At 71.6% G+C, this 22,171-nt stretch carries 22 protein-coding genes and 1 pseudogene; 15 read left to right on the forward strand and 8 right to left on the reverse strand.

Translation table 11 applies throughout. The annotated features are described in order from the left end of the window. On the forward strand, window positions 1–412 hold a 412-nt coding region (locus E1292_RS52365), incomplete at its 5' end, for a hypothetical protein (protein ID WP_220447299.1). A 139-nt stretch (window positions 413–551) separates the two neighbouring features. Here the strand turns inward: E1292_RS52365 and E1292_RS40080 are convergent. Beyond that, the gene (locus E1292_RS40080) at window positions 552–2,066 is read right to left on the reverse strand and encodes a golvesin C-terminal-like domain-containing protein (protein ID WP_132603962.1); all 1,515 of its coding nucleotides are present in this window, start codon (window positions 2,064–2,066) and stop codon (window positions 552–554) included. A 186-nt stretch (window positions 2,067–2,252) separates the two neighbouring features. On the opposite strand from E1292_RS40080, the gene E1292_RS40085 reads away from it, so the two are divergent. The 3 genes from E1292_RS40085 (at window position 2,253) to E1292_RS40095 (ending at window position 5,803) form a co-directional block, all read left to right on the forward strand. Further along, a complete protein-coding gene (locus tag E1292_RS40085; protein WP_132603965.1) occupies window positions 2,253–4,220 on the forward strand; it encodes a family 10 glycosylhydrolase in 1,968 nt (655 codons plus the stop codon). 68 nt (window positions 4,221–4,288) lie between these two features. Beyond that, complete coding sequence (locus E1292_RS40090; protein WP_132603968.1) at window positions 4,289–5,461, forward strand: sensor histidine kinase; 1,173 nt, start codon at window positions 4,289–4,291, stop codon at window positions 5,459–5,461. Window positions 5,462–5,530: 69 nt separating this feature from the next. Continuing rightward, window positions 5,531–5,803 (forward strand): hypothetical protein, encoded by a 273-nt coding sequence (locus E1292_RS40095; protein WP_132603971.1) that lies wholly within the window; start codon window positions 5,531–5,533, stop codon window positions 5,801–5,803. On the opposite strand, the gene E1292_RS40100 is transcribed toward E1292_RS40095, so the two are convergent. The 3 genes from E1292_RS40100 to E1292_RS40110 all read right to left on the reverse strand — a co-directional run bounded on the left by E1292_RS40100 (window position 5,800) and on the right by E1292_RS40110 (window position 7,652). Further along, entirely contained in the window at window positions 5,800–6,633 is an 834-nt protein-coding gene (locus tag E1292_RS40100; protein WP_132603974.1) for a hypothetical protein, read from the reverse strand. The two genes, E1292_RS40095 and E1292_RS40100, sit on opposite strands and share 4 nt — an antisense overlap. A 241-nt stretch (window positions 6,634–6,874) precedes the next feature. Then, the gene (locus E1292_RS40105; protein WP_165974991.1) at window positions 6,875–7,246 is read right to left on the reverse strand and encodes a YbaB/EbfC family nucleoid-associated protein; all 372 of its coding nucleotides are present in this window, start codon (window positions 7,244–7,246) and stop codon (window positions 6,875–6,877) included. 13 nt (window positions 7,247–7,259) lie between these two features. Beyond that, complete coding sequence (locus tag E1292_RS40110; RefSeq protein ID WP_132603980.1) at window positions 7,260–7,652, reverse strand: YbaB/EbfC family nucleoid-associated protein; 393 nt, start codon at window positions 7,650–7,652, stop codon at window positions 7,260–7,262. A 270-nt stretch (window positions 7,653–7,922) separates the two neighbouring features. On the opposite strand from E1292_RS40110, the gene E1292_RS40115 reads away from it, so the two are divergent. The 6 genes from E1292_RS40115 to E1292_RS54465 all read left to right on the forward strand — a co-directional run bounded on the left by E1292_RS40115 (window position 7,923) and on the right by E1292_RS54465 (window position 13,810). Beyond that, entirely contained in the window at window positions 7,923–8,243 is a 321-nt protein-coding gene (locus E1292_RS40115; RefSeq protein ID WP_132603983.1) for a hypothetical protein, read from the forward strand. After that, window positions 8,234–9,139: a hypothetical protein gene (locus tag E1292_RS52370; RefSeq protein ID WP_181958366.1), complete on the forward strand. Its 906-nt coding sequence runs from the start codon at window positions 8,234–8,236 to the stop codon at window positions 9,137–9,139. The genes E1292_RS40115 and E1292_RS52370 overlap by 10 nt, the downstream gene beginning before the upstream one ends. A 68-nt stretch (window positions 9,140–9,207) precedes the next feature. Further along, window positions 9,208–10,317: a tetratricopeptide repeat protein gene (locus tag E1292_RS40125; RefSeq protein WP_246090658.1), complete on the forward strand. Its 1,110-nt coding sequence runs from the start codon at window positions 9,208–9,210 to the stop codon at window positions 10,315–10,317. Between the two features lie 77 nt (window positions 10,318–10,394). Then, window positions 10,395–11,903: a sugar ABC transporter ATP-binding protein gene (locus E1292_RS40130; RefSeq protein WP_220447300.1), complete on the forward strand. Its 1,509-nt coding sequence runs from the start codon at window positions 10,395–10,397 to the stop codon at window positions 11,901–11,903. Further along, window positions 11,893–12,855: an ABC transporter permease gene (locus E1292_RS54460; RefSeq protein WP_246090656.1), complete on the forward strand. Its 963-nt coding sequence runs from the start codon at window positions 11,893–11,895 to the stop codon at window positions 12,853–12,855. The genes E1292_RS40130 and E1292_RS54460 overlap by 11 nt, the downstream gene beginning before the upstream one ends. A 13-nt stretch (window positions 12,856–12,868) precedes the next feature. Beyond that, a complete protein-coding gene (locus tag E1292_RS54465; protein ID WP_246090657.1) occupies window positions 12,869–13,810 on the forward strand; it encodes a D-ribose ABC transporter substrate-binding protein in 942 nt (313 codons plus the stop codon). A 6-nt stretch (window positions 13,811–13,816) separates the two neighbouring features. On the opposite strand, the gene E1292_RS40140 is transcribed toward E1292_RS54465, so the two are convergent. Together E1292_RS40140 and E1292_RS40145 are read right to left on the reverse strand one after the other, a co-directional pair. Beyond that, on the reverse strand, window positions 13,817–14,578 hold the full coding sequence (locus E1292_RS40140) for an SDR family NAD(P)-dependent oxidoreductase (RefSeq protein ID WP_132603995.1): 762 nt from the start codon (window positions 14,576–14,578) through the stop codon (window positions 13,817–13,819). A 4-nt stretch (window positions 14,579–14,582) separates the two neighbouring features. After that, window positions 14,583–15,179: a TetR/AcrR family transcriptional regulator gene (locus E1292_RS40145; RefSeq protein WP_132603998.1), complete on the reverse strand. Its 597-nt coding sequence runs from the start codon at window positions 15,177–15,179 to the stop codon at window positions 14,583–14,585. Between the two features lie 523 nt (window positions 15,180–15,702). Between E1292_RS40145 and E1292_RS40150 the strand changes: the two genes are divergently transcribed. Both E1292_RS40150 and E1292_RS40155 read left to right on the forward strand, forming a co-directional pair. Beyond that, window positions 15,703–17,394 (forward strand): IucA/IucC family protein, encoded by a 1,692-nt coding sequence (locus tag E1292_RS40150; RefSeq protein ID WP_132604001.1) that lies wholly within the window; start codon window positions 15,703–15,705, stop codon window positions 17,392–17,394. Between the two features lie 55 nt (window positions 17,395–17,449). Then, window positions 17,450–18,376, forward strand: a complete 927-nt coding sequence (locus E1292_RS40155) for an alpha/beta fold hydrolase (RefSeq protein ID WP_132604004.1) — start codon at window positions 17,450–17,452, stop codon at window positions 18,374–18,376. Here the strand turns inward: E1292_RS40155 and E1292_RS40160 are convergent. Both E1292_RS40160 and rfaE2 read right to left on the reverse strand, forming a co-directional pair. After that, window positions 18,367–18,882: a hypothetical protein gene (locus tag E1292_RS40160; protein ID WP_132604007.1), complete on the reverse strand. Its 516-nt coding sequence runs from the start codon at window positions 18,880–18,882 to the stop codon at window positions 18,367–18,369. The two genes, E1292_RS40155 and E1292_RS40160, sit on opposite strands and share 10 nt — an antisense overlap. Window positions 18,883–18,918: 36 nt before the next feature. After that, the gene (rfaE2, locus tag E1292_RS40165; protein WP_132604010.1) at window positions 18,919–20,334 is read right to left on the reverse strand and encodes a D-glycero-beta-D-manno-heptose 1-phosphate adenylyltransferase; all 1,416 of its coding nucleotides are present in this window, start codon (window positions 20,332–20,334) and stop codon (window positions 18,919–18,921) included. A gap of 142 nt (window positions 20,335–20,476) precedes the next feature. On the opposite strand from rfaE2, the gene E1292_RS40170 reads away from it, so the two are divergent. The 3 genes and pseudogenes from E1292_RS40170 to E1292_RS40180 form a co-directional block, all read left to right on the forward strand. Beyond that, a complete protein-coding gene (locus tag E1292_RS40170; RefSeq protein WP_132604013.1) occupies window positions 20,477–21,547 on the forward strand; it encodes a glycosyltransferase family 9 protein in 1,071 nt (356 codons plus the stop codon). Further along, entirely contained in the window at window positions 21,540–21,821 is a 282-nt protein-coding gene (locus E1292_RS40175) for a hypothetical protein (RefSeq protein WP_132604016.1), read from the forward strand. The genes E1292_RS40170 and E1292_RS40175 overlap by 8 nt, the downstream gene beginning before the upstream one ends. A 39-nt stretch (window positions 21,822–21,860) precedes the next feature. Next, window positions 21,861–22,171: pseudogene (locus E1292_RS40180) on the forward strand (hypothetical protein); the annotation flags it as partial.

Raw genomic sequence — 22,171 nt, forward strand, 5'->3', positions numbered from 1 at the left:
GGTTAGGGGCGGGACGGTGGTCGGCATGTCGGAGCGCGACTTCGTGGCCGCCTACCGGAAGCGGGCCGGGGCGGTGCCCGACTATCCGGCCGTACAGGCGGTGGCCGCCGCCGTCGTCGCCACCCACTGCGCCACGCTGACCGGGGTCGCCGGGAGCGCCGAGCGCCCCAGGAGCGACGAACGTCCCCGGCGCACCGGGAGCGCCGAGAGCTCCGGGCGTGCCGAGGGCTCCGGGCGTGCCGCACGTGCGGGGCGTGCCGGGCGTGCGGGGCGTGCCGGGCGTGCGGGGCGTGCCGCGTTGTGGGACGTCGCCACCGCTCTGGAGACGACCACGCTGTTCGGGACCTTCCGCGTCGACCCGGACAGCGGCGCCCAGATCGGGCATCGGACCGCGCTCACGCGCTGGCCGTAGCGGGCTGGTCACGTCCGCCCGCCGTAGCGGGCCGATCGCAGCCGCCGGCCGTAGTGGGCCGGCCCGCCCGCAGGGGCAGGCGGGCCGGCCCGGGGTGCGGCTCGTGCCCCCGCCAGAGTGGGCACGAGCCGCACGGCTTTCAGCTCCGGCTGATCCGCACCGCGTCGGCGATGACGTAGCCGGTGCCCGAGGTCCACCGGCTCACGCCCACGACGTTGTAGGTGCCGGCGTTGAGCGAGAAGGAACCGATGCTGCGCCAGGACCCGCCGCCGGATCTCTGGTCGACGTAGACGGTCTGGTTGCCGCTCGATGTCGCCACGATGTACGGCGCCGAGCTGTTGTACCCGGCATCAGACGGATACCAGACCTCCACGTGGTACGTGCCCGCGCTGGGGATGGTGGCCGAGTACCAGGCCGGGTCGCTGGAGGAGACCGGGTCGGCGAAGCGGTAGTCGGCGCCGTGGCGCTGGCTGGAGTAGGTGGAGGTGCCCCAGTTGGCGCTGGCGGTGAACTGGCCGGCGGTGGCGTTGTCGACGGTCGTCGTCCACGACGGGGGGTCGTCGCCACCGGTCACGTAGTTCATGTACGTGGTCCAGTTCCAGTGCCTGCCCGGGTCGGTGTGGGTGGCGCCGGGCACCTCGTTGTGCCCGATGATGCCGGTCCGGGTCTTGGGGATGCCGTACTTGTCGCAGAGGTGGCGCGTCAAGGCGGCGGAGGCCCGGTACATCGCGTCGGTGAACCATGACGCGTCGTCGACCCAGCCTTCGTGCTCGATGCCGATCGAGCGGGTGTTGTAGGACCAGTTGCCCGCGTGCCAGGCGACGTCCTTGTCGCGCACCATCTGGGTGATGGCGCCGTTGGACGACTTGACCACGTAGTGGGCGGAGACGTTGGCGCTGGGGTTCTGGAACCAGGAGATGGTGCCGGCGTACGAGCCCTGGGTGACGTGGATGACCACCCGGTCGATGTTGTAGCTCGATTCCCGGCTGGAGGCGGTGTAGTTGCCGGAGTTGGCCGCGACCCAGGCGGCCGGCGGGTAGTCGGGGCTGGCCACGGCCCGCGCGTTGAGGTCGCGGGCGTTGGCCAGGTCGCCGCGGTCGGCGGTGACCTCCTGCGGCTTGACCTGTACGCCGCGGATGTCGATGCCGAGGCCGAGCCCTTCGTAGACGGCGTCGGCGTACAGGCGGGCGAGCTCGGGAGAGGTCGCGTTGCCGTACTTGGCCACGGCCTGGTACCAGCGGCCGATGTCCTTCCTGGCCGCCTCGTCGAGGCCGAGTTTGTCGGCGTGGGCCCGCAGGACGGCGGCGCCGCCGAGGATGTTGGCCTCGTCGTCGGCGCGCAGCTTGTCGACCGGGAGCTTGGTGAGCTCGGCGGCCTGTTCGAGGGAGTGGTTGGTGGGGTTGCTGACCAGGTGCGTCACGCCGTAGCCGCCGCTGGCGCTGGGCTCGCCGCCGTGCCCGTCGAGGTGGGTCTCGGCGTAGGCGAGGGCGACGAGCAGGTCGCGGGGCACGTCTTGTTCGGCGGCCGCGCGGTCGAAGGCGGCGGCCAGCGGGTTCTCCTCGGCCGTGGCGACGGCGGGCTGGCCTGCGACGATGAGCAGGACGGCGAGGATGGAGGTGGCGAGGGCGGCTAATCGCGTGCGGGCGAGAGTCATGGGTGCTCCTCGTTGGGGGGTAACGGGGGCACGGTACGACACCTTCCTGACTAATGTCGATAATTGACATTACTTCTCGGTTAAGTGAAACTTTTCGCCCCCACCTTTCCGGGAGACGAGGGGCTCGTGAGATTGGGCCCCTGAAAACTATTGCGCTTTCCCCGAGTGGCGCTGAAACTTCCTTTCGTGACCGCGCTCCTGCGTACCGTCCTGGCGGCGCTCACCGCCGCACTCGTCAGCGTCGTGGCCCCCTCCCCTGCCCCAGCCTCCGCCTCCGTCGCCGCGTCAGCCGCCTGCGAGACCGACCCCGCGACCCCGAAGCGCCAGCTCCGGGCCATGTGGATCTCCTCGGTCGCGAACATCGACTGGCCGAGCCGCACCGGGCTGAGCGTGTCGGCGCAGCAGGCGGAGTTCCGCGCCTGGCTGGACCTGGCCGTACGCAAGCGCATAAACGCCGTGATCGTGCAGGTCAGGCCGACGGCCGACGCCTTCTGGCCGTCGCCCCACGAGCCGTGGTCACAGTGGCTGACCGGCACCCAGGGCCGCGACCCCGGATACGACCCGCTGGCGTTCATGGTGAACGAGGCACACGCCCGCAACCTGGAGTTCCACGCCTGGTTCAACCCGTACCGGATCGCCAACCACGACGACCCGAGCAGGCTGGTGTCCACGCACCCCGCGCGCAGGAACCCCGGCTGGCGCTTCGCCTACGGCGGCAAGCTCTACTACAACCCGGGCATCCCGGAAGTCCGCGCCTTCATCGAGAACGCGATCATGGACGCCGTCTCCCGCTACGACGTGGACGGCGCGCACCTCGACGACTACTTCTACCCCTATCCGGTGAGCGGCCAGACCATCCCCGACTCCGCGACGTACGACAGGTACGGCGCCGGGTTCGACACCATCGGCGACTGGCGGCGCGACAACGTCAACCTCCTCGTACGCGAGCTCGACCAGCGCATCCACGCCGCCAAGCCGCACGTCTCGTTCGGCATCAGCCCGTTCGGCATCTGGCGCAACGCCGGCACCGACCCGCTCGGCTCGCGCACCTCGGGCCTGCAGTCGTACGACGCGATCTACGCCGACAGCCGCGAATGGGTCAAGCAGGGCTGGGTCGACTACATCTCGCCGCAGATCTACTGGCACATCGGGTTCTCCACCGCCGCGTACGAGGTGCTCACCGCCTGGTGGTCGAACGTCGTACGGGACACCGGCGTGCGGCTCGTCGTCGGCCAGGCCGCCTACCGGGCGGGCGCGTCCGGACAGGACGCCGCCTGGCAGGACCCGGCCGAGCTGAGCGACCACCTGCACGACAACAGGAGACATCCCGAGGTGGTCGGCGACGTGTTCTTCAGCGCCAAGGACGTCAGGGCCGACCGGATCGGCGCGTTCACCCGGGTCGTCGACGCCCACTACACCAGGCCCGCGCTCCTGCCCGCGCGCGGCTCGGGCAGCGCGCCGGGCGCGCCGTCGATCACCTCGGCCGCGCGCGCCTCGGACGGCGTCCGGCTGGCCTGGACGGGCTCGGGCACCGCGTACGCGGTGTACCGGGTGGACGGGGCGCGGTCCTCGGCCGACCCGTGCTTCTTCGCCGACGCCCGCAACCTGGTCACGACGACCCGGCAGACCACGTTCACGGACACGACCGCCGGCGGGTCGGCCTACACGTACTACGTGAGCGCGCTCAACCGCACCCACCAGGAGGGTTCGCCCAGCGCGGGCCGGGTCGTGGAGGCGGGGGGCGGCACGTTCAGCGTCGTGGTCGACAACGCCGGCTCCGGCTTCACCGCCAGCGCGAACTGGGGCACCTCAGCCTTCTCCGGGCAGCTGCACGGCACCGACTACCGTTTCGCCGACCCGGTGCGGGCCAGCGACCCCGCCTGGTTCCGGGCGGCCGTCCCCAGCGACGGGAACTACCGGGTCGAGGTGTGGTATCCGTCCGATGCCGGCTACAACAGCGCGACCCCGTACATCGTGGCGACCTCCGGCGGTAACCGGACGGTCGTCGTCGACCAGCGCTCGGGCGGCGGGCAGTGGCGGGCGCTCGGGACGTACACGCTGGCGGCCGGCACCTACGACGTGGTCGGCGTGAGCCGCTGGACGTCCGCCACGGGATACGTGATCGCCGACGCGGTCCGCATCACCAGGGCTTGACGCTGCCGCTGAACGGGGCGTGCGGCTGGAGGGTGGGCACGCCCGGCCCGCGACCGTACGATGAGCCGGTGGACGGAGCCCGCCCGCGGCCGATCGACGCGATCGCGGTCATGGCCGCGGCAGGCCTGACCGCGGCGACCGGCTACCAGGGTCCGGTGCTGGCGCTCCTGATGGCGTCGGCGCTGTCGCTGCTCTGGATGCGCAGGGCCCCGCTCACGGTCGCGTGGATCAGCGCGGGCACGGCGCTCGCCCTGCCCGTGCTTCTGGTGTTCGCGGCGCCCGCCGTGGTCCCGCCCGTGGGCGCGCCGTTCTGGCCGCCCACGGCCGCGTTCGCCGCGTACGGCGCGATGGCGTTCGCCAGGAACCGGCCTGCTGATCGGCCCGGTGATCGGCTCAGCGACCGGCTCAGTGACCGGGCAGGTGATCGGGCAGGTGATCGGGCAGGTGATCGGCACCCCGCGGCGGCGCAGTGGTTGCCGGTGATCGTCCTGGCCCTCGCCGTGCTGGCGCTGCCCCACCAGATGCCCCTCGTCCTGCGCACCTTGACGGTGATCGCGCTCGCGGTCATGTACGGGATGTACACCGCCCTCCGTGCCCGGCTCCAGCGCGGGCAGGCGGAACGGGCCGAGCGGATCGAGCGCGAACGGCTGGCGGGCGAGATGCACGACGTGGTCACCTATCGCGTGAGCCGGATGGTGCTGCAGGCCGGGATGCTGGCCATGAGGGCGCCCGACGAGCGGGTGCGGACGGCGGCCGAGGAACTGCGGGCGACGGGCTGCGAGGCCCTGGACGAGTTGCGGCACATGGTGGCGCTGCTGCGGCGCGCTTCAGGGGAGGGCTTCGACCTGGGGTTGCCGCTGCCCGACCTGCGGCCGCTGATCACCGAGTCGGCCTGCGCGGGAGTGCCCGTGGAGCTGGCGGTGACCGGCACGCCCGCGCCGGTGCCGGGCGTGGTGGGGCGGGCGGCGTACCTGCTGGTGCAGGAGGCCCTGACGAACGTGCGCAAGCACGCGCCCGGCGCGGACGTGCGGGTGCAGGTGAGCTACCGGCCGGGAGCGGTACGGCTGAGCGTGCGCAACACCCCCGGCCGGCCGGACGCCTGGGTCGCCGTCAGCGAAGCCGGCATGGGCCTGCTCGACCTGTGCCGGCACGTGGAGCTGGCCGGCGGCACCATGGAGATCGGCCAGGACGTCGACGGCGGCTTCCGCGTCGAGGCGTCCTTCCCCACGTCGCGGCCATGAGCCGGACGGGTGACATGGGGGCGATTTCGCACCGGAAGAGCGGTTCGCGCTAGCTTTGATCATATGGGGATGGACGGGGTCGCGTACAGCAGAAGCCAGTTGCGCAGCTTGGCCGAAGGCATGGGGGACATGGGAGAAGCCATCCAGGAGGCCTACGCGCTCCCGCCCGGTGAACGGAACGCGGCCGTGCCCCGGATCGTCAAGAGTCTCCTCGGCAGCGGCCGATTCCGCGAGCAGGCCGTGTCGGACCATCGCATCTTCCGGCTCGACCACGCCGAGATCGAGAAATTCCGCGAGGCGCACTCCCAGCTGGTCACGCCGTCCGACTCAGCGTCGCCCTAGCGCCGCCACCGGCTCCGGCCCACGATTTCCGCGGCGATGTCCCAGCTCAACGTCTCGTCCGCATCCGTGGGAGCGGCACCGTCCCGGTGAGTCTCACGTACCACCCGCAACACGCTCGGAAGGAGCTCCTGCACCACGTCGCCCAGTGTCAGTTCGGTGTAACTCTTCAGATTTCTCGGAGACAACGAGCGAGGTTCCACATCGGACAGGAAATAGTGCACGAATTCGGGACCGGTAGCAGGAAAATGGTGGTCGGCCGCCAGCGCCACCAGGTCACGGTGCACCGCATGCAGATCCACCCAGTCCCGCTGGACCGCCTCGGTCAGCGCCCGTTCCAGCGCGGGATGATCCGTCCCGCTCCTCACCAGATCGAGAAGAGTACGGTGGGGCGTCGTCACGGGTACGCCCATGCGAATCTCGATGTCGTCGCCCGCCAGCCGGGACACGTGAATCGTCGTGGCCCTGGGAGCCGTCACCGGCGACGGCGAGGTGAACACCATGTGGGGTGCAGAGAAAGATCCGAGTCCGTGAAGGCGACAAGCCGACTCATGTGACAGGACCACGTCATCAGCCGGAGCGGCGGGTCGCTCCGCGAGGAAACGATCAGGCGCCATGGCCAGCCACGCGGCATAGGGATAGGCGTACCTGGGCCCCAGCGAGCTGCTGGCCAGCTGGTGAACGCCCCAGTCCAGTTCCAGCAGCAGACCCGTGTCCTGGAAATGGCCGAGAGCTGCGTCGTCGACACCGACCCTGCCGGCCTGGGCCGTCGTTATGAGCCCTTGCTGCCGACCGGCGACGATCGACAGCTCATAGAACGATTCCTCCCACACAGAACCCTCCAGACCATAGGCGGAACTCGCCCCACGTTAGCGGGACCATCTGCCGAGCGGCCCCCAGGCGGTGGTGGTGACCGCGGCACCACGGAGATCGGCCATGACGCCGGCGGCGGCTTCCGCGTCGAGGCGTCGTTCCCCCGCGTCGCGACCGTGATCCGTGAGTCCCAGCCTTCCCCACGTCGCCACCGTGACCCAGTCAGGCCCAGCCCTTCCCCACGTCGCCACCGTGACCCAGTCAGGCCCAGTCGGCCAGCGCCCGCTCCAGCTCGGCCCGAGCGGCCACGGGGTCGTAGCCGGGGATGGCCTCGCGCAGCACCTCATTGGTCTGCCGCTCGGCGTCGGCGACCGCCTCACCGATCGCCGCGAGCACCTCGTCGGCCAGGTCTTTGCTGGCCAGGCGCATGGCGCGGGCGTCGAACGTGACGTCGAGGACGCGCCCTTCCTGGTCGACCGACGCCGTGACGTGTTTCGACGGCCCCTTGCCGGTGCCGACGACCTTGCCGAGGTCGTCCTGCGCGGCCTCGAATCGTGCCACGAACCGATCGCCCTGCCGCGCGGGCGCGTCGACGTCTCGCTCGCCGCCGGCGGCCTGATCGAAGCCGTACACGTTCCGCCTCCGTTCACGAAAGAAAGTTCCGGGCGGCCTGCTCGACCCGGTCGCGGATGAACGTCTCGTCAAGCGGCTCGGGCAGCGCGCCGGCGCGTTCCGAGGCCTCGTCCGCTATCTCCTGGGCCTGGCGCGCGGCCTCCTCCTGCGCCGCGCGGAGCACCGCCGTCACCTGTCCGCCGAGCGCCCGCTCGCCCTGCCGCAGCGCCCGCGGGTCGATGCGCAGGCGCGTCGGGCGGCCGTGGCCGTCGGCGACCGCCTCGATCAGCCCGTCTCGGCTCTCCGCCCGGCCCGCCACCTGCCCGATCGCGGCCTGCGCGGCCTTGATGCCACGGATGATCTCCTGGCTCTTCTGGACGTACCGGGCCACGAATTCCGCGTCGTCTTCCGGTGCCGGTGGGCGCATGTCTCACTCCGATGGTCATGGGCGAACCAGCGGCCCAGTCTAGTGACAAGTTATGCGTTCTCCCCGAAAAGACGAATGTCACGAAAAGCCCCCCAACTGACGATGTCCCATGCTGTCAATAGGTATGACCGGAATGGAGATGGCTTCAGAGGGAGACGAGGGACGAACCAGCCGCTCGACCTATGCACAGGATGTTTGGTTTTTTCCTCTGAGTCGCATGTTGGGTGCAATGCCCGCAATCTCGAGGCTGCGTCGGCATCGTTCGTGGCTATGACGGAACTGGAGATCTCTCTGGGGCTAACGGGAGAGAACGCCTCCCGGGTCAGGACCCACGCGGAGGAGCACCACGCCGCGCTCGATCCCCTCGTGCAACGCGGAGACGGCGTCTCCTCCTTCGGGGATGACGGCACGTTCGGCATGTTCATCGCCCTGTACGCCGAGTGCCGCGAGGTGTCGATGGCCGTGCGCCAGGCCCTTTCCACGGTGATGCAGGACACCGGCGACGGCATGCACCTGGCGGTCAGGAACACCACCGACGCCGAGATCGCCGGCGCCGAGGGTTTCCGAGACACCGGTGCCGCATGGGCATAGGCATCCCCCCGGAAGTCGCCGGCATCATGCCGATGATCAGCTCCTGGTACACCGTCGACGAGGACGACATGCGGGCCGAAGGCGCCGCCGTGCGCGCCTCGAACGCCCAGGGGCTCTCCGCGGCCATGGGAGCGGAGGGGGCGGTACGCGGCGCCGAGCGGCACTACGGCGGCGAGTCCGGTACCGCCCTGCAAGCCCACTGGGACAGGACCGGGCTCAACGGCGGCCACCTCACCCAGGCCGCCGGCGCGATGAGGCTGGCGCCCGTCGGCCTCGAAGGCGCGGCCAACGTGGTGTCGGCGATGAAGGTCGCGACCATCATGGAGGCCGCGCACACCGCAGTCGACGTCTCCAGATGCCTGGCCTTCGGCGGCACAGCCGGTCTCGCATACGCCTCCAGGCGCATACTCATGGCGCGAACCAAGAATGAAGGGACCAGGCAACAGGGCGTCCGCGGCCTGGGCGACGTCATCGGCAAGCTGCTGGAACGCTCCGTCACCGTACCGATGCGCCGCCTCCTGGACGATTTCCGCCGCCTCAGCGGGCGCCGCGGAACCCCCGCCCTGGCAGGCACGGGCGGCCGCAACATTCCCATGCGCTCCACTTCCTTCAACCGCGACAGCGTGGGAAACAACAACGGCACCGCGTTCTTCGGCCGGAAAGGCGGCAGCAGCGGAAGCAGCGGCAGCGGCAGCGGCAGCGGCAGCGGCAGCGGCAGCGGCAGCGGCAGCGGCAGCGGCAGCAATAATAACAACAACAGCAACAACAATCTTGGACTCAACCAGCAGAACAGGAAGCCACACACGAAGAATCCGAGCAAATCCAAACGGGACAAGCACCAAAAAGCCGCCAGTCACGGCGGAAAGAAGAAATGGAAAAACCCTAACAAGCGATAATCAGCAGATTTCCTTCAGCATCAGGGCAATGACGACCGTGGCGAGAAAACGGTGGGCAGGTGGAGAAGATGGATGTGGGCGGCGACGACCTGCTCAGCAGGGCCGAGCAGCTGGCCGAGGCGGAAAACTATCAGGAGGCGGCCGCCCTGTATGCCGAGGCGGCCGCGCAGGGCATGCCCGGGGCTGCGACGGCGTACGGCGCCATGCTGTTCTACCTGGATGAGGGCGAGGCAGCCGAGCGTGTGCTGCGCGAGGCCCTGGCCCGGGGCGAGGAGGAGGCCCGCGATTGGCTGTCCGATCTTCTCGTCGAGACCGGGCGCGCCGCGGAGGCCGCTCAGCTCATGGAGCAGGCGATCGGTCACGAGGTGGGCGCGCTACGCGCGGCCACCATCTGGGCCGATGCCGTGGGCGACCGTGAACGTGCCGAAGAGTGGTACAGGAAAGCAGTCGAGCGGGGAGAGCCTGGCGCCCTCAACGACTTCGGCACCTTCCTCAGCGACGACGACTCTCGCCAGGATGAGGCCGAGCAACTCTTCCGCCAGGCCGCCGAACAGGGAGACGCACTGGCACTCAGCAACCTCGGTAGCGTGGAACTCGACCGGGGCGCCCCCGAGGCGGCCGTCGACTGGCTGCGCAGGAGCCTGGAGGCGGCGGACCGAACCGGGTCGACGGCGCTGCTCAAGCTGGCCGCCGCCGAAGCGCAAATGGGCAACAATGACGCCGCCCGCGAGCTCTACGACCGCGCCGTTGACGAGGGTCTGGCGGACGCGCATGTCGAACGCGCCGTGTTCCTGATGGGAAAGGGGGAGGACGAGGCCGCAGAAACCGATTTCCAAGCGGCGGTGGTCAACAATGAGGAAGGCGCCCACTATTACTACGGCGAGTTTCTTGTGCATAAAAACCGTGTGGGTGAAGCGGTCGGCCACCTCGACCAAGCGGTGGCCGACGGCTCAGATGCCGCCCACGAAACTCTGGCCAAGATCTACCTGGAGCGCGGCGCAATCAAGGCTGCCGAGGAGCATTTGAAGGAGAGCATCGCCGCGGGCTGGTTGAGCGCCGTCTTCGCATACGCCGGAATGCTGCGCAGCGAGGGCCGCGGCGACGAGGTGGCGGCGCTGGCCTCCGAGGCTGAGCGGCTTGGCGCCACCCCGGACCAGATCGCCGGACTGACCGGCTAGGAATTCGCGAGTACGCCGGGCGGCTCCCTTCGTGCATTCCGGGGTTCGTCGCTCTCCTGAGCGGAAAGGGCTCCTGTGTGAGCCACGAGATTCTCAGGGCCGAGGGGCTGCGGAAGACGTTCCCCGGCGTGGTCGCGCTCGACGGCGTCGACCTGAGCCTGCGCACCGGTGAGGTGCACGTGCTGCTGGGCGAGAACGGCGCGGGCAAGAGCACGCTGATCAAGATCCTGTCGGGGGCCTACCATCCGGACGGCGGCCGGGTCCTCATGGACGGACGGCCCGTGCACATCCGCTCGGCGGGCGACGCGCAGCGGCTCGGCATCGCGACCATCTACCAGGAGTTCAACCTCGTCCCGCAGCTCACGGTGGCGGAGAACCTGGCGCTCGGCCGCCCGCCCCGCAAGTTCGGGTTCGTCGACGTCAAGCGTATGGAGCAGCGGGCCAGGAAGCTGCTCGAACGGGTCGGCGTGGACGTGGACCCGCGCACGCCGACCGCCAGGCTGGGCATCGCGCGCATGCAGATGGTGGAGATCGCCAAGGCGCTGGCGCTGGACGCTCGCGTGCTGATCATGGACGAGCCGACGGCGGTGCTCACCACGAGCGAGGTGGCCAGGCTGTTCGCGATCGTCAGGCAACTGCGTGACGAGGGCGTGTCGGTCGTGTTCATCACCCACCACCTGGAGGAGATCGCCGACATCGGCGACCGGGTGACCGTGCTGCGTGACGGCAGGTCAGTGGCCGAGGTCCCGGCGAACACCCGCAGGGACGAGCTGGTCGGCCTCATGGTCGGGCGGCCCATCGACCAGCAGTACCCGCGCCCCGCGCCGGATCGGCCGGCCGAGCGGGGGGAGCCGCTGCTGGAGGTGCGCGGGCTGACCCGGCGGGGCGTGTACGACGACGTGTCGTTCGAGGTGCGGGCCGGCGAGGTGGTCGGCATGGCGGGGCTCGTGGGGGCGGGCCGCACGGAGGTGGCGCGGGCGGTGTTCGGCGCCGACCGTTACGACTCGGGCCAGGTGTTCGTACGCGGCCGGCGGCTGCCGCCCGGCGACGTGCACGCCGCCATGGAGGCCGGGCTCGGTCTGGTCCCCGAGGACCGCAAGGCCCAGGGTCTGGTGCTGGGCGCGGACGTCGCCGAGAACCTGGGCCTGGTCACCATGCGCGACGCCACGCGGGCCGGGTTCGTGGACCGGTCGGGCCTGCGCAGCACCGCCGCCAGGGTGGCCGAGCAGCTCGGCATCCGGATGACCGGGCTGAGCCAGGAGGTGCGCACGCTCTCCGGCGGCAACCAGCAGAAGGTGGTCATCGGCAAGTGGCTGGCGGCGAACGCGAGCGTGCTCATCCTCGACGAGCCGACGCGCGGCGTCGACGTCGGGGCCAAGGTCGAGATCTACCAGCTGGTCAACGCGCTCACCGCCGCCGGGGACGCGGTGCTCATGATCTCCAGTGACCTGCCGGAGGTGCTGGGGATGAGCGACCGGATCCTCGTCATGGCGCGCGGGCGGCTCGTGGGCGAGCTGCGCGCCGCCGAGGCGACGCAGGACGACGTGATGGCGCTCGCGACCATGGAGGCCTCCCATGTCCGCTGACGTGCTCCCGCGCCGCTCGCCGGCCGCCGCCTGGCTGGCCGAGAACGGCGCCGTGGTCGCGCTCGTGGTGCTGGTCGTGGCGCTGTCGTTGCTGTCGGCCGATTTCCTGAGCCTGACGAACCTGCTGAACGTCGGCGTCCAGGCCGCCGTCACCGCGATCCTGGCGTTCGGGTCGACGTTCGTCATCGTGACGGGCGGCATCGACCTTTCCGTCGGGTCCGTCGCGGCGCTGTCGGCGATCTCCCTCGCCTGGACCGCCACCTCGGCCGGGGTGCCGTGGCCGCTGGCCACGCTGGTGTCGCTCGCGGTCGGCGTCGCGTGCGGGCTGGTCAGCGCGGCTCTCATCGCGTACGGGAAGCTGCCGCCGTTCATCGCCACGCTGGCCATGCTCGGCATCGCCCGCGGCCTGGCCCTGGTCGCCTCGGAGGGCAGCCCGATCGCGATGCCGGACGCCGTGTCGGAGCTGGGCGGCACGATCGGGACCTACCTGCCGATCCCCCTGATCGTGATGGTGGTCATGGGCGTGATCGCGGCGGTGATCCTCAACAGGACCTATCCGGGCCGCGCCATGTACGCCATCGGCGGCAACGAGGAGGCCGCGCGGCTGTCGGGGATCAAGGTGGACCGGCAGCTGCTCATCACGTACGCGCTGTCCGGGGGTTTCGCCGCGGTGGCCGGGATCGTGCTGGCCAGCCGCCTGGCCTCGGCGCAGCCGCAGGCGGCGGCGGGCTACGAGCTCGACGCGATCGCGGCCGTCGTGATCGGCGGCGCGAGTCTGTCCGGCGGGAAGGGCAGGGCGCTCGGCACGCTCGTCGGGGCGCTCATCCTGGCCGTGCTGCGCAACGGACTGAACCTGCTGTCGGTTTCGGCGTTCTGGCAGCAGGTCGTGATCGGCGTGGTGATCGCGCTCGCGGTCCTCGTCGACACCCTGCGGCGCAGGGGCACCAACTAGGAGGGGATACATCATGCGCAGTCCCGCGATCATCATGGCCGCGGCCGTGCTCGGGCTGGCCGCGTGCGGCTCGGCCGGCGAGGGCGGGGGCGGCGGCAGCGCTCAGGACGGCGAGCTGAAGCTCGGCATGTCGGTGTCGACGCTGAACAACCCGTACTTCGTCCAGCTGCGCGACGGCGCGCAGGCCGAGGCGAAGAGGCTGGGGGCCACGCTCACCGTCACCGACGCCCAGAACGACGCCTCGCAGCAGGTGAACCAGGTCCAGAACTTCACCAGCCAGAACATGAAGGCGATCATCATCAACCCGGTCGACTCCGACGCGGCCGCCCCGGCGGTCAAGGCGGCGGAGCGGGTCGGCATCCCGGTCTTGGCGGCCGACCGCGGCGTCACCGGCGCCGAGGTGGCGCAGACGGTGGCCTCCGACAACGTGGCGGGCGGCAAGATGGCCGCGCAGGAGCTGGCCAAGCAGCTCGGCGAGAGGGGCGAGGTGGCCGTGCTCCAGGGCACGCCGGGCACGTCCGCCTCGCGCGACCGCGGCCAGGGGTTCACGCAGGGCATCGCGGCGTACCCGAACATCAAGGTCGTCGCCAAGCAGCCGGCCGACTTCGACAGGACCAAAGGGCTGGACGTCATGACCAACCTGATCCAGTCGCATCCCGGCGTCACCGGCGTGTTCGCGGAGAACGACGAGATGGCGCTGGGCGCGATCAAGGCGCTGGGGGGCAAGGCCGGTCAGCAGGTCAAGGTGGTCGGCTTCGACGGTACGCCGGACGCGCTGAAGGCCGTGCAGGCCGGCACCATGGCCGCCACCGTGGCACAGCAGCCCAAGCTGCTCGGCCGGCAGGCGGTGGAGGCCGCCGTGCAGGTCGCCAAGGGCGAGACGGTGCAGAAGACGGTGGCGGTGCCGGTGAAGGTGGTGACCAAGGAGAACGTGGCGGACTTCCAGGCCTCCTGAGGATGGTCAGGCGACGGCGCCGCCGTCGATCACGTGGTCGTGGCCCACGACGAACGACGACTCGGGCGACGACAACCACAGCGCCGCGGCGGCGATCTCCTCGGGCGCCGCCACCCGGCCGATCGGCAGCGCGTCCTTCATGCGGACGTCCCGCTCCTCGGGGGTCTCGCCGGGCCGCGTGGACATGGGCGAGTCGATCGGGCCGGGGCTGATGGCGTTGATGCGTACGTCCTCCGCGATGTACTCGCGGGCCGCCGTGCGCGTCAGGTGGCTCACGGCCGCCTTCGACGCGATGTAGGCGCCGGCCCCGGGCAGCCGCCAGTGGGCGCCGAGGTTGGAGGCGACGTTGACGATGGCGCCACCGCCGTGCGCGCGCATGTGAGCGATCTCGTGCTTCATCGACAGGAACACGCCCTTGAGGTTGACCGCCAGCACGTCGTCCCAGACGTCCTCGTCATAGTCGGTCACGGGCGCCAGCGTGCCGAAGATCCCTGCCGCGTTGAACGCCACGTCGAGCCGCCCCCACCGCGTAACGGCCGCGTCCACCATGGCGGCGACCTCGGCGGACCTGGTGACGTCGACGGTGAACGCCCCGGCCCGCCCCCCATCCGCCTCGACCTGCCGCACGACCTCGGCCAGCCGCCCGGGGTCGCGGCCGGCGACCAGCACCGCCGCGCCCTCCCTCGCGTACGCCAGCGCGGCCGCACGGCCGACGACCCCGCTCGCGCCCGTGACGAGCGCGACCTTGCCTGCAAAACGTCCTGCCATTATTTCATACCAATCGTTCTTGAATGTGGATGACGTTCATCGCCTGATCGACCGCGTCACACAGCCGACGGCGCGGATCGGGGTCGGCCCTGCCGAGCACCCTGACGCCCTGCAGCAGCACGAGCAGGAACCTGGCCAGCGCGTGCGGGTCCTTCTCCGCGGGGATCTCGCCCTGGGCCCGCGCCCTGACGAGGGCGGCGGCGAACGCGGTCTCCAGTTCCGCCCAGCTCGCGGTCACCTTCGCCGACACGGCCGCGTCGCGCGCGGCGAACTCCACGGCCGTGTTCACCACCATGCAGCCTCTCCGCAGCTCGTCGGCCAGGCATTCGGCGACGTAGGCGTCGAGGAACGCCCGGATCGCGGGCAGCGCGGGCCCCGGCTGGGCCAGCGGCTCGACGACGTCGCGCTGCGCCAGGTAGCGCTCCAGCGCGCGCAGGTAGAGCTCCCGCTTGCCGCCGAACGTGGCGTAGAGGCTCGCCCGCGCGACGCCCAGGTGCTCGACGAGGTCGGCCATCGACGTCGCCTCGTAGCCGCGCTCCCAGAAGAGCTCCAGCGCCTTCTGCAACGCGACGTCGGGGTCGAACTCCTTGTTCCTCGCCATGCCGCCAAGCTAGCACATTCGAGAACAATCGGTCCAAATAGGTGTTACGGAGCCGCCGGCCGCAGAACGGACGGGAAACCGGTCGTGAGACCCCGCCGCCGGGGCAGGTGCCTGGGACCGGGCCACGGGTCCCGGGGACCCACCGGGGGTGCTTGATGAACGGAACGGAACGAAACGGGGAACGGAACGGTAGGAGAAGCTCGCCCTGACTCCTCCGCTCCCTGATGGGAGCGGCTTCTCGCTGAGCCGCTTGCGCAACCTGACGAAGGGCAAGCCCTGCCCTGGGAGTGTTCTTGGCCGCATTCACGTCGGGTGGGGCGCAGCAGAAACGTGAACGACCTGCCGCACGCCCACCTCCCACCTTTGGCAACGGGGACACCACGGTATCGGCCGGCACCGACAAAACCGGAAGGAAATCCGTGATGCGCAGACCTGACAGGTCAGGGCGAGCTCGCGCCTTGGCGGCCCTCTCGCTCCCGATTCACCAGTCGCCTCAAGGCGACGGTCCCCTCGGGACACTTTGATGGAAATCACTGACGGCCTCCTCCCGCCGGCCGGGCACGGCGAGGCCGGCGCGGACGCCGACGACCTCGCGGTGACGGCGCTGCTCAACTGCCTGCTGCGCGAGGTGGCCAGGCCCGACGGTCCCGAACCTGGGGCGTACCTGCTGCCCGCGACCGGCCGCGTGCTGCGGGTCCGGGGCGAACGCCACCCCGGCAGGCCCGCCCTGCGCACGCCCGGCGGCTGGCGCGAGCTGACGCTGGCCGAGCTGGTCACGCTGGTTTCCGCCGAGCTGCGCGCCGGCACGGGGGTCGGCAACGACGCGCTGCCCGCCGAGATCCTGCACAGCCGGGACGTGACGGCCGCGCTGCTGGCCGCCAGGCGGACCGCCGCGCCGCCCGCGGACCCGTACCTGCGCTCGGAGCAGGCCCTGGTGGCGGGCCACCGCTACCATCCCGCGCCCAAGGCGCGCGGCGGCTCGGGGCCGAAGGCGTGGCTGCGGTACTCGCCGGAGGCGCACGCGAGCTTCGCCCTCCCCCTGCTCGGCGTCCCCGCCGAGGACCTGGTGGAGGAGGGCGACACCACCGGCCTCGACCTCCTCGGGCACGCCTTCGGACCCGACCTGCCCGGCGGGTTCGCGGCCGGACCCGACCGGCTCGACGGATCCGCGGCCGGACCCGACCGGCTCGACGGGTTCGCGGCGGCGCAGGACCTGCCCGGCGGGTTCGCGGCCGGCGGGCTGGTGGCGTTGCCCGCTCACCCCTGGCAGGTGGAGTTGCTGGGCGGCCTGCGCGGCGGGCGGCTGCGCCACCTCGGGGTCACGGCGGCCGTGGCCGCGCCGACCGCGTCGATCCGCACGGTGTACCTGCCGGAGGCGGACCTGTTCTGCAAGTTCAGCCTGGACGTGCGGATCACGAACGACGTCCGCCGGCTGTGGCTGCGCGATCTACGCCGCCTGCCCGTGGTGGCCGACGCGCTGGACGTGGCCTTCGACGATCTGCCCTGTCACCTGCCGCGCCCGGCCGTGCTGCGCGACCGGGGCTACCGCAGCGCCCGGCTGGGCTCGGACGGCGGCGAGGCGCTGGCCGTGATCGTCCGCGACGGGCTGCGCGAGCACCTTCGTCCCGGGCTGACGCCGCTGCTGTCGGCGGCGATCGCCGAAGGCTTCCCCGGCAACCCGCTCGACGGGCTGGGCGAGGAGCAGGCGATGGCCTGGTGGGGCGGCTACCTCGACCACGTGGTGCCCCCGCTCCTGCACGCCTACCTGCGCCACGGCGTGGTGCTCGAATGCCACCTGCAGAACGTGCTGATCGCGGTGGACGGGCAGGGCATGCCCGCGCAGGCCGTCTTCCGCGACCACGAGGGCGTCAAGCTGGTCGCTGACCGGCATCCCGCGCTCCAGGACGCGCCGCTGGTGAGCCGTTCCTACGCCTGGGAGCGGCTGGTGTACTGCCTGGTGACCAACCACCTGCAGGAGATCGCCGGCTCCGTCGCGGCCCGCCATCCGGGGCTGCGCGCCGAGCTGTGGGCGCGGGCCAGGGCCGTGTTCGCCGCCGCGGGCAAGGACCACGACGATCCCGAGGAGTTGCGCGACCTGCTGTCGGCTGCGTACGTGCCGGCCAAGGCCAATCTCACGCTGCGCTGGCTGGGCGCCGACGGAGGCGACATGAGGTGCGTGCCCGTCCCCAACCCGTTGAGACTCTTTACGCCATAAGCTATCGTCGCCGAGACAACACTTTACGGCGTATCGAATCAGCGAGGAGGCCCCGATGGCCAAGGCGACGCTGCACGACGGAAGCACCATCGACGTGGAGGTGCACGGCTCGGGCCCGGCCCTGCTGCTGCCCGTCGACCCGCGCCCCGTCGAGGGCGAGCAGGCCGGCGAGATGCGGAAGTGGGGCGCCGACCCGGCGCTCGGGCCCTCGCTCATCGACGGCCTCGGCGACGCCTTCCAGGTCATCGCCTTCGACTACCAGGGGCACGTGATGGCCACGCCCAAACCCGGCACGCTCACGCCCGCCGCCATCGCGGCCGACATGGTGTCCGTGGCCGACGCGGCGGGAGCCGAGCGGTTCGCGTACTACGGCTACTCGTGGCTGGCGGTGAGCGGGTTGCAGCTGGCGCTCAGGACCGACCGGCTCTCGGCGCTCGTCATGGGCGGCTTCCCCGCGTACGGGGCACCGTACGCGGAGATGTTGCGGGTGACGAACGCGACGTACGCGATGGCCACCGGGCAGGCGCCCCAGCCCGAGAAGACCGGCGAAACCGACGCGGCCGCCACAGCCGACACGGGCGACACGGGCGACACAGCCGACACGGGCGACGCAGCCGACACGGGCGACACGGGCGACGCGTACGACTGGTCGTCGGCCGAGGTGTCCACGACCGAGGAGCAGACCCGGCAGTTCGTCACCCTCTACGAGGAGTTGCAGGGGTTCGACGACCGGGCCGTCCGGCTCTCCTGCCCGCGGCTCTGCTTCGCCGGCTCGGCCGACGAGATTCACTACGACGAGCGGTGGGGCGGCACGCACGTCAGCATCGGCGGCACGCTGGCCCGCCACCGGGCCGAGCTCGAGGCCCTCGGCTGGGACGTCCAGGTGCTCGACGGGCTCGACCACATGTCCGCCATGCACTCGGCGACCGTGCTGCCGATCCTGCGCCCGTGGCTGGCCAGGGCGCTCTCGGTTCAGGTCTGAGGTCCGTCCCGGTGCGGCCACGGTGAGGCGGCCACCACCGTCCCGTACAACAGGTGATCGGCCATCAGCGTGACCCGCTCCACGGCGGTGCCCTTCCTGCGGGGCAGGCCGAGGGTGGGCGCGATGGCCGTCTCGAACGCGGCCCAGATCAGCAACCCGTAGACGGGGCCTGCCCACTTCCGGCGGCGCACGGCACGCGGCAGCAGGCCGAAGACCGCCCCGCCGGCCGCCCCGTACGTCCAGTGCACCGCCTCCACCAGGGCCGGGCGGCGCTCGACCGGGATCTGGTGGAACATCCGGGGCGCGGTCCGCTCGATCACCGACTCCGGCGGCGTCTTCGCGACCAGCCCGAGCGCGGTGGTGAACTGTCTGATGCCCGACATCGCCATGGACGCGATCGCGCCACGGGCGGCGGCCCGCCTGACCGGTCTGGGCCGGGGCTCGGGCTGCCGCTGGAGCTCGGCGTCCGTACGCAGATCAGGGCGGGTCGGCACGGTCTGTGTCATGTGGTGCCGTCTACCGAACGGCGAGCCGGCCAAACCTCAGGGCATCGCCCGCATGCGGCCGATGATGGCGGTGGACGACCGGTCGCGGACGTAACCGAGCACGCGCACCTCGCCGCCCAGCGAGCGCACCAGCGGGGCCTCGGCGAGCATCTCGGGGGTGTAGTCGCCGCCCTTGACGTAGATCTCGGGCCGGATCATCCTGAGCAGCCGCTCGGGCGTGTCCTCGTCGAACTCGGTCACGTAGTCGACGTCGTTCAGCGCCGCCAGCACCGACATGCGGTCCTCGCACGGGTTGACCGGGCGTCCCGGGCCCTTCAGCCTGGCCACGCCCGCGTCGCTGTTGACGGCCACCACGAGCACGTCGCCGAGCCGCCCCGCCTCCTCCAGGTAGGTCACGTGCCCCCGGTGCAGCACGTCGAAGCAGCCGTTGGTGAACACCACCCGCTCGCCCCTGCGCCGGTGCTCGTCCAGCACCTGGGCGAGGCTCTCCGCCGTCTGGACCGTCCCCTCGTGGCGGCGCAGCGCGCGCATCAGCTCGTGGCGGGTGCAGACGGCCGTCCCCTGGCGCCGTACGACGACGCCGGCCGCCGCCTGGCCCGCCTCCGCGGCCTCCTCGGGTGACGCCCCGCAAGCCAGCCAGAGCGCGAACGCGGCGGTGTAGGTGTCGCCCGCGCCCGTCGCCATGTGCTGCGGCGCGGGCCTGGCGTAGGTCCGGTACGGCGGCAGGCCGCGCCTGTGCAGCAGCGTGCCCTCCCCGTCCAGCGTGGTCACCACGACCCCGGCCCTGGTCAGCTCCAGCAGCCGCTCCGAGCGGGCCGCCAGGTACGCCGGCCGGTCGCCGGGCTCCACGCCGTCGTCGAGCAGGCGTACGACCTCGGCGAAGTTCGGGAGCACCGCGGCCGGCGCGCACTCCCGCCACGCCGCCACCGCGTGCGCGTCCACCACCAGCAGGGGCACCCCGGCGAGCGCCCGGCGCACGGCCGGGGTGAACACGCCGCCCCCGTAGTCGCACGCGACGACCACGTCGGCCCCCGCCACGGCGCCGGCCAGCCGCCCGAGCAGCTGCCGCTCCGCGTGGCCGGGGATGCCGTCGAGGTCCTCCTCGTCGTAGCGCGCGGTGAGCTGGCCGCTGGTGACCAGCCGCCGCTTGTGCGTGGTACGCCGTCCCGGCACCGTCTGCAGGTCCGTCTCGACGCCGCGCAGGTGGAGCGAGCGCACCAGTGTCTCGCCGCACTCGTCGTCGCCCACGACGCCGACGAGCCGGACGCGGGCGCCCAGCGCCACCAGGTTGGCGGCGGTGTTGGCGGCGCCGCCCGGCGCGACCACGGTGGTCTCCAGGCTCATCACGGGCACCGGCGCCTCCTGCGCCAGGCGCTTGGCCGAGCCGTGCAACCACGAGTCGAGCATGACGTCGCCGACCACCGCGGCGCTGATGACCCGCTCTGTGCCCATGAGAGGCGCATACCAGCAAAAGGCCAGGTCAAACCCGCGATGGAGTATTTGGCCGGGTGTTACGGGCATGACGTCTCGGGGTAGCCAGGCGGCTATGCAGCGCCCTTCACACCACGCGCCCGGCCTCCGTACGGGAGGCGCGATGACGGCGCTGGTCGGCGGGGTGGAACGGATCGCGGTGCTGCGGGCCAACGCCCTCGGCGACTTCCTGCTGGCCGTGCCGGCGCTGGAGGCGCTCAAGCGGGCCTACCCCAGCGCCCACCTGACGCTGCTGGGCATCCCGTGGCACGCCGCGTTCCTGGCCGGCCGGCCGGGGCCCGTGGACGACGTGGTGGCGCTGCCGCCGATCTCGGGCGTGTCCACGGCCGAGCCCGGGCACGCCGTGCCCGACAAGTTGTGCGAGCGGCTGCGCAGGCGCCGGTTCGACCTGGCGGTGCAGATCCACGGCGGCGGCCGCTACTCCAACCCGTTCGTCCGCCGGCTGGAGGCCAGGGTGACCGCGGGGATGCGCGCCCCCGGCGCCGAGCGGCTGGACCGCTGGGTGCCGTACACCGACTACCACCACGAGACGCTGCGCTTCCTGCAGGTCGCCGCGCTGGTCGGCGGGGTCGCGGGCGGGCTGGAGCCGCGGCTGGAGCTCACCGCGGCCGACCGCGCCGAGGCGACGGGTCTGCTCGGCGAGCCGCCGGCCGGGCTGGTGGCCGTGCATCCGGGCGCGCGCGACCCGCGGCGGCGCTGGCCTGTGGAGCGGTTCGCCGAGGTCGCCGACCGGCTGGGCAGGCCGGTCGTGGTGACGGGCACCCGCGAGGAGGAGGACCTGGTGCTGGGCGTGGTCGAGGCGATGCGGCGGCCCGCCGTCGCCATCGTCGGCGCGCTCGGCATCGGCGGGCTGGCCGCGCTGTACGAGCGCTGCGACCTGCTGGTGTCCAACGACACGGGCCCGCGTCACCTGGCCGCCGCCGTCGGGACGCCCACGGTCGGCGTCTACTGGTGCGGCAACCTCATCAACGCCGGGCCGCTGAGCAGGACCCGGCACCGCCCGCTGATCTCCTGGACCACGGCCTGCCCACAATGCGGCGCGAGCGGCGTGGACCCGGCCGCGGAGCGTTGCCCGCACGACCGGTCATGGGTGTGCGACGTCTCGGTCGGGATGGTGATGGAACAGGCGGAGGATCTGCTCGCCGGACCTACAGGGGATGACACCGATGACTGAACACGCCATACGCGACGAACTGCAGCAGGCCATCGACGAGGCGTTCCGCGGCCGGGACCGGGTGGCGATGCGGGAGGTGTACTCGGCGGTGTCCGAGCACGTGAACCTGCCCGCCGACCTGCTCACCCACCTCAACGAGCTGCCCGAGGGCGACTACAGCAGGCAGGGGATCGCCCGGGCGATCAACGAGGTCATCACGCGCAGGGGCGAGCAGGACAGCCTCGGGCTCCTGGACGTGCCCGCCGGGGCGGAATCTCGCGAGCCGGGCGCGTAACGGGTCCCCGACCGGCGACCGCCGGGGTAGCTACGGGACATGACGCGAAACGTGCGGAAGGCGGAGGCCGCGTTCGAGGCTGAGCTGGCCGTCGTGCGTCCGGAGCTCTCCGCGGGCTACGCCGCCGCCCTGCCGGGCGCCAGGTCCGCCGTGCTGGGCCGCCTGTGGCGCAGCCTCCTGTACGAGCCCCTGCCCGGCCTCGCGGACGGACCCGCGAGCCTCGCGGACGGGTCCGCAGGCCTCATCGACGCGCCTGCGGGCCTCGCGGACGAGCGTGCGGGCCTCGGGGGAACGGACGGATGCCAGGGCGGGCAGGTGTGCGTGGCGCTGGTGGGCGGGCGGCGGTTGCG

Source organism: Nonomuraea deserti (assembly GCF_004348685.1).
GTDB classification, from domain to species: Bacteria; Actinomycetota; Actinomycetes; order Streptosporangiales; family Streptosporangiaceae; genus Nonomuraea; species Nonomuraea deserti.

Bases quoted from the DNA above. Each gene is read 5' to 3' on its own strand.
- E1292_RS40155 (WP_132604004.1), top strand. From the start codon at position 17,450: ATGGCCAAGGCGACGCTGCACGACGGAAGCACCATCGACGTGGAGGTG.
- E1292_RS40115 (WP_132603983.1), top strand. From the start codon at position 7,923: ATGACGGAACTGGAGATCTCTCTGGGGCTAACGGGAGAGAACGCCTCC.
- E1292_RS40095 (WP_132603971.1), top strand. From the start codon at position 5,531: ATGGACGGGGTCGCGTACAGCAGAAGCCAGTTGCGCAGCTTGGCCGAA.
- E1292_RS40110 (WP_132603980.1), bottom strand. From the start codon at position 7,652: ATGCGCCCACCGGCACCGGAAGACGACGCGGAATTCGTGGCCCGGTAC.
- rfaE2 (WP_132604010.1), bottom strand. From the start codon at position 20,334: ATGGGCACAGAGCGGGTCATCAGCGCCGCGGTGGTCGGCGACGTCATG.
- E1292_RS40140 (WP_132603995.1), bottom strand. From the start codon at position 14,578: ATGGCAGGACGTTTTGCAGGCAAGGTCGCGCTCGTCACGGGCGCGAGC.
- E1292_RS40170 (WP_132604013.1), top strand. From the start codon at position 20,477: ATGACGGCGCTGGTCGGCGGGGTGGAACGGATCGCGGTGCTGCGGGCC.
- E1292_RS52370 (WP_181958366.1), top strand. From the start codon at position 8,234: ATGGGCATAGGCATCCCCCCGGAAGTCGCCGGCATCATGCCGATGATC.
- E1292_RS54465 (WP_246090657.1), top strand. From the start codon at position 12,869: ATGCGCAGTCCCGCGATCATCATGGCCGCGGCCGTGCTCGGGCTGGCC.
- E1292_RS40160 (WP_132604007.1), bottom strand. From the start codon at position 18,882: ATGACACAGACCGTGCCGACCCGCCCTGATCTGCGTACGGACGCCGAG.
- E1292_RS40145 (WP_132603998.1), bottom strand. From the start codon at position 15,179: ATGGCGAGGAACAAGGAGTTCGACCCCGACGTCGCGTTGCAGAAGGCG.
- E1292_RS54460 (WP_246090656.1), top strand. From the start codon at position 11,893: ATGTCCGCTGACGTGCTCCCGCGCCGCTCGCCGGCCGCCGCCTGGCTG.
- E1292_RS40125 (WP_246090658.1), top strand. From the start codon at position 9,208: ATGGATGTGGGCGGCGACGACCTGCTCAGCAGGGCCGAGCAGCTGGCC.
- E1292_RS40150 (WP_132604001.1), top strand. From the start codon at position 15,703: ATGGAAATCACTGACGGCCTCCTCCCGCCGGCCGGGCACGGCGAGGCC.
- E1292_RS40080 (WP_132603962.1), bottom strand. From the start codon at position 2,066: ATGACTCTCGCCCGCACGCGATTAGCCGCCCTCGCCACCTCCATCCTC.
- E1292_RS40175 (WP_132604016.1), top strand. From the start codon at position 21,540: ATGACTGAACACGCCATACGCGACGAACTGCAGCAGGCCATCGACGAG.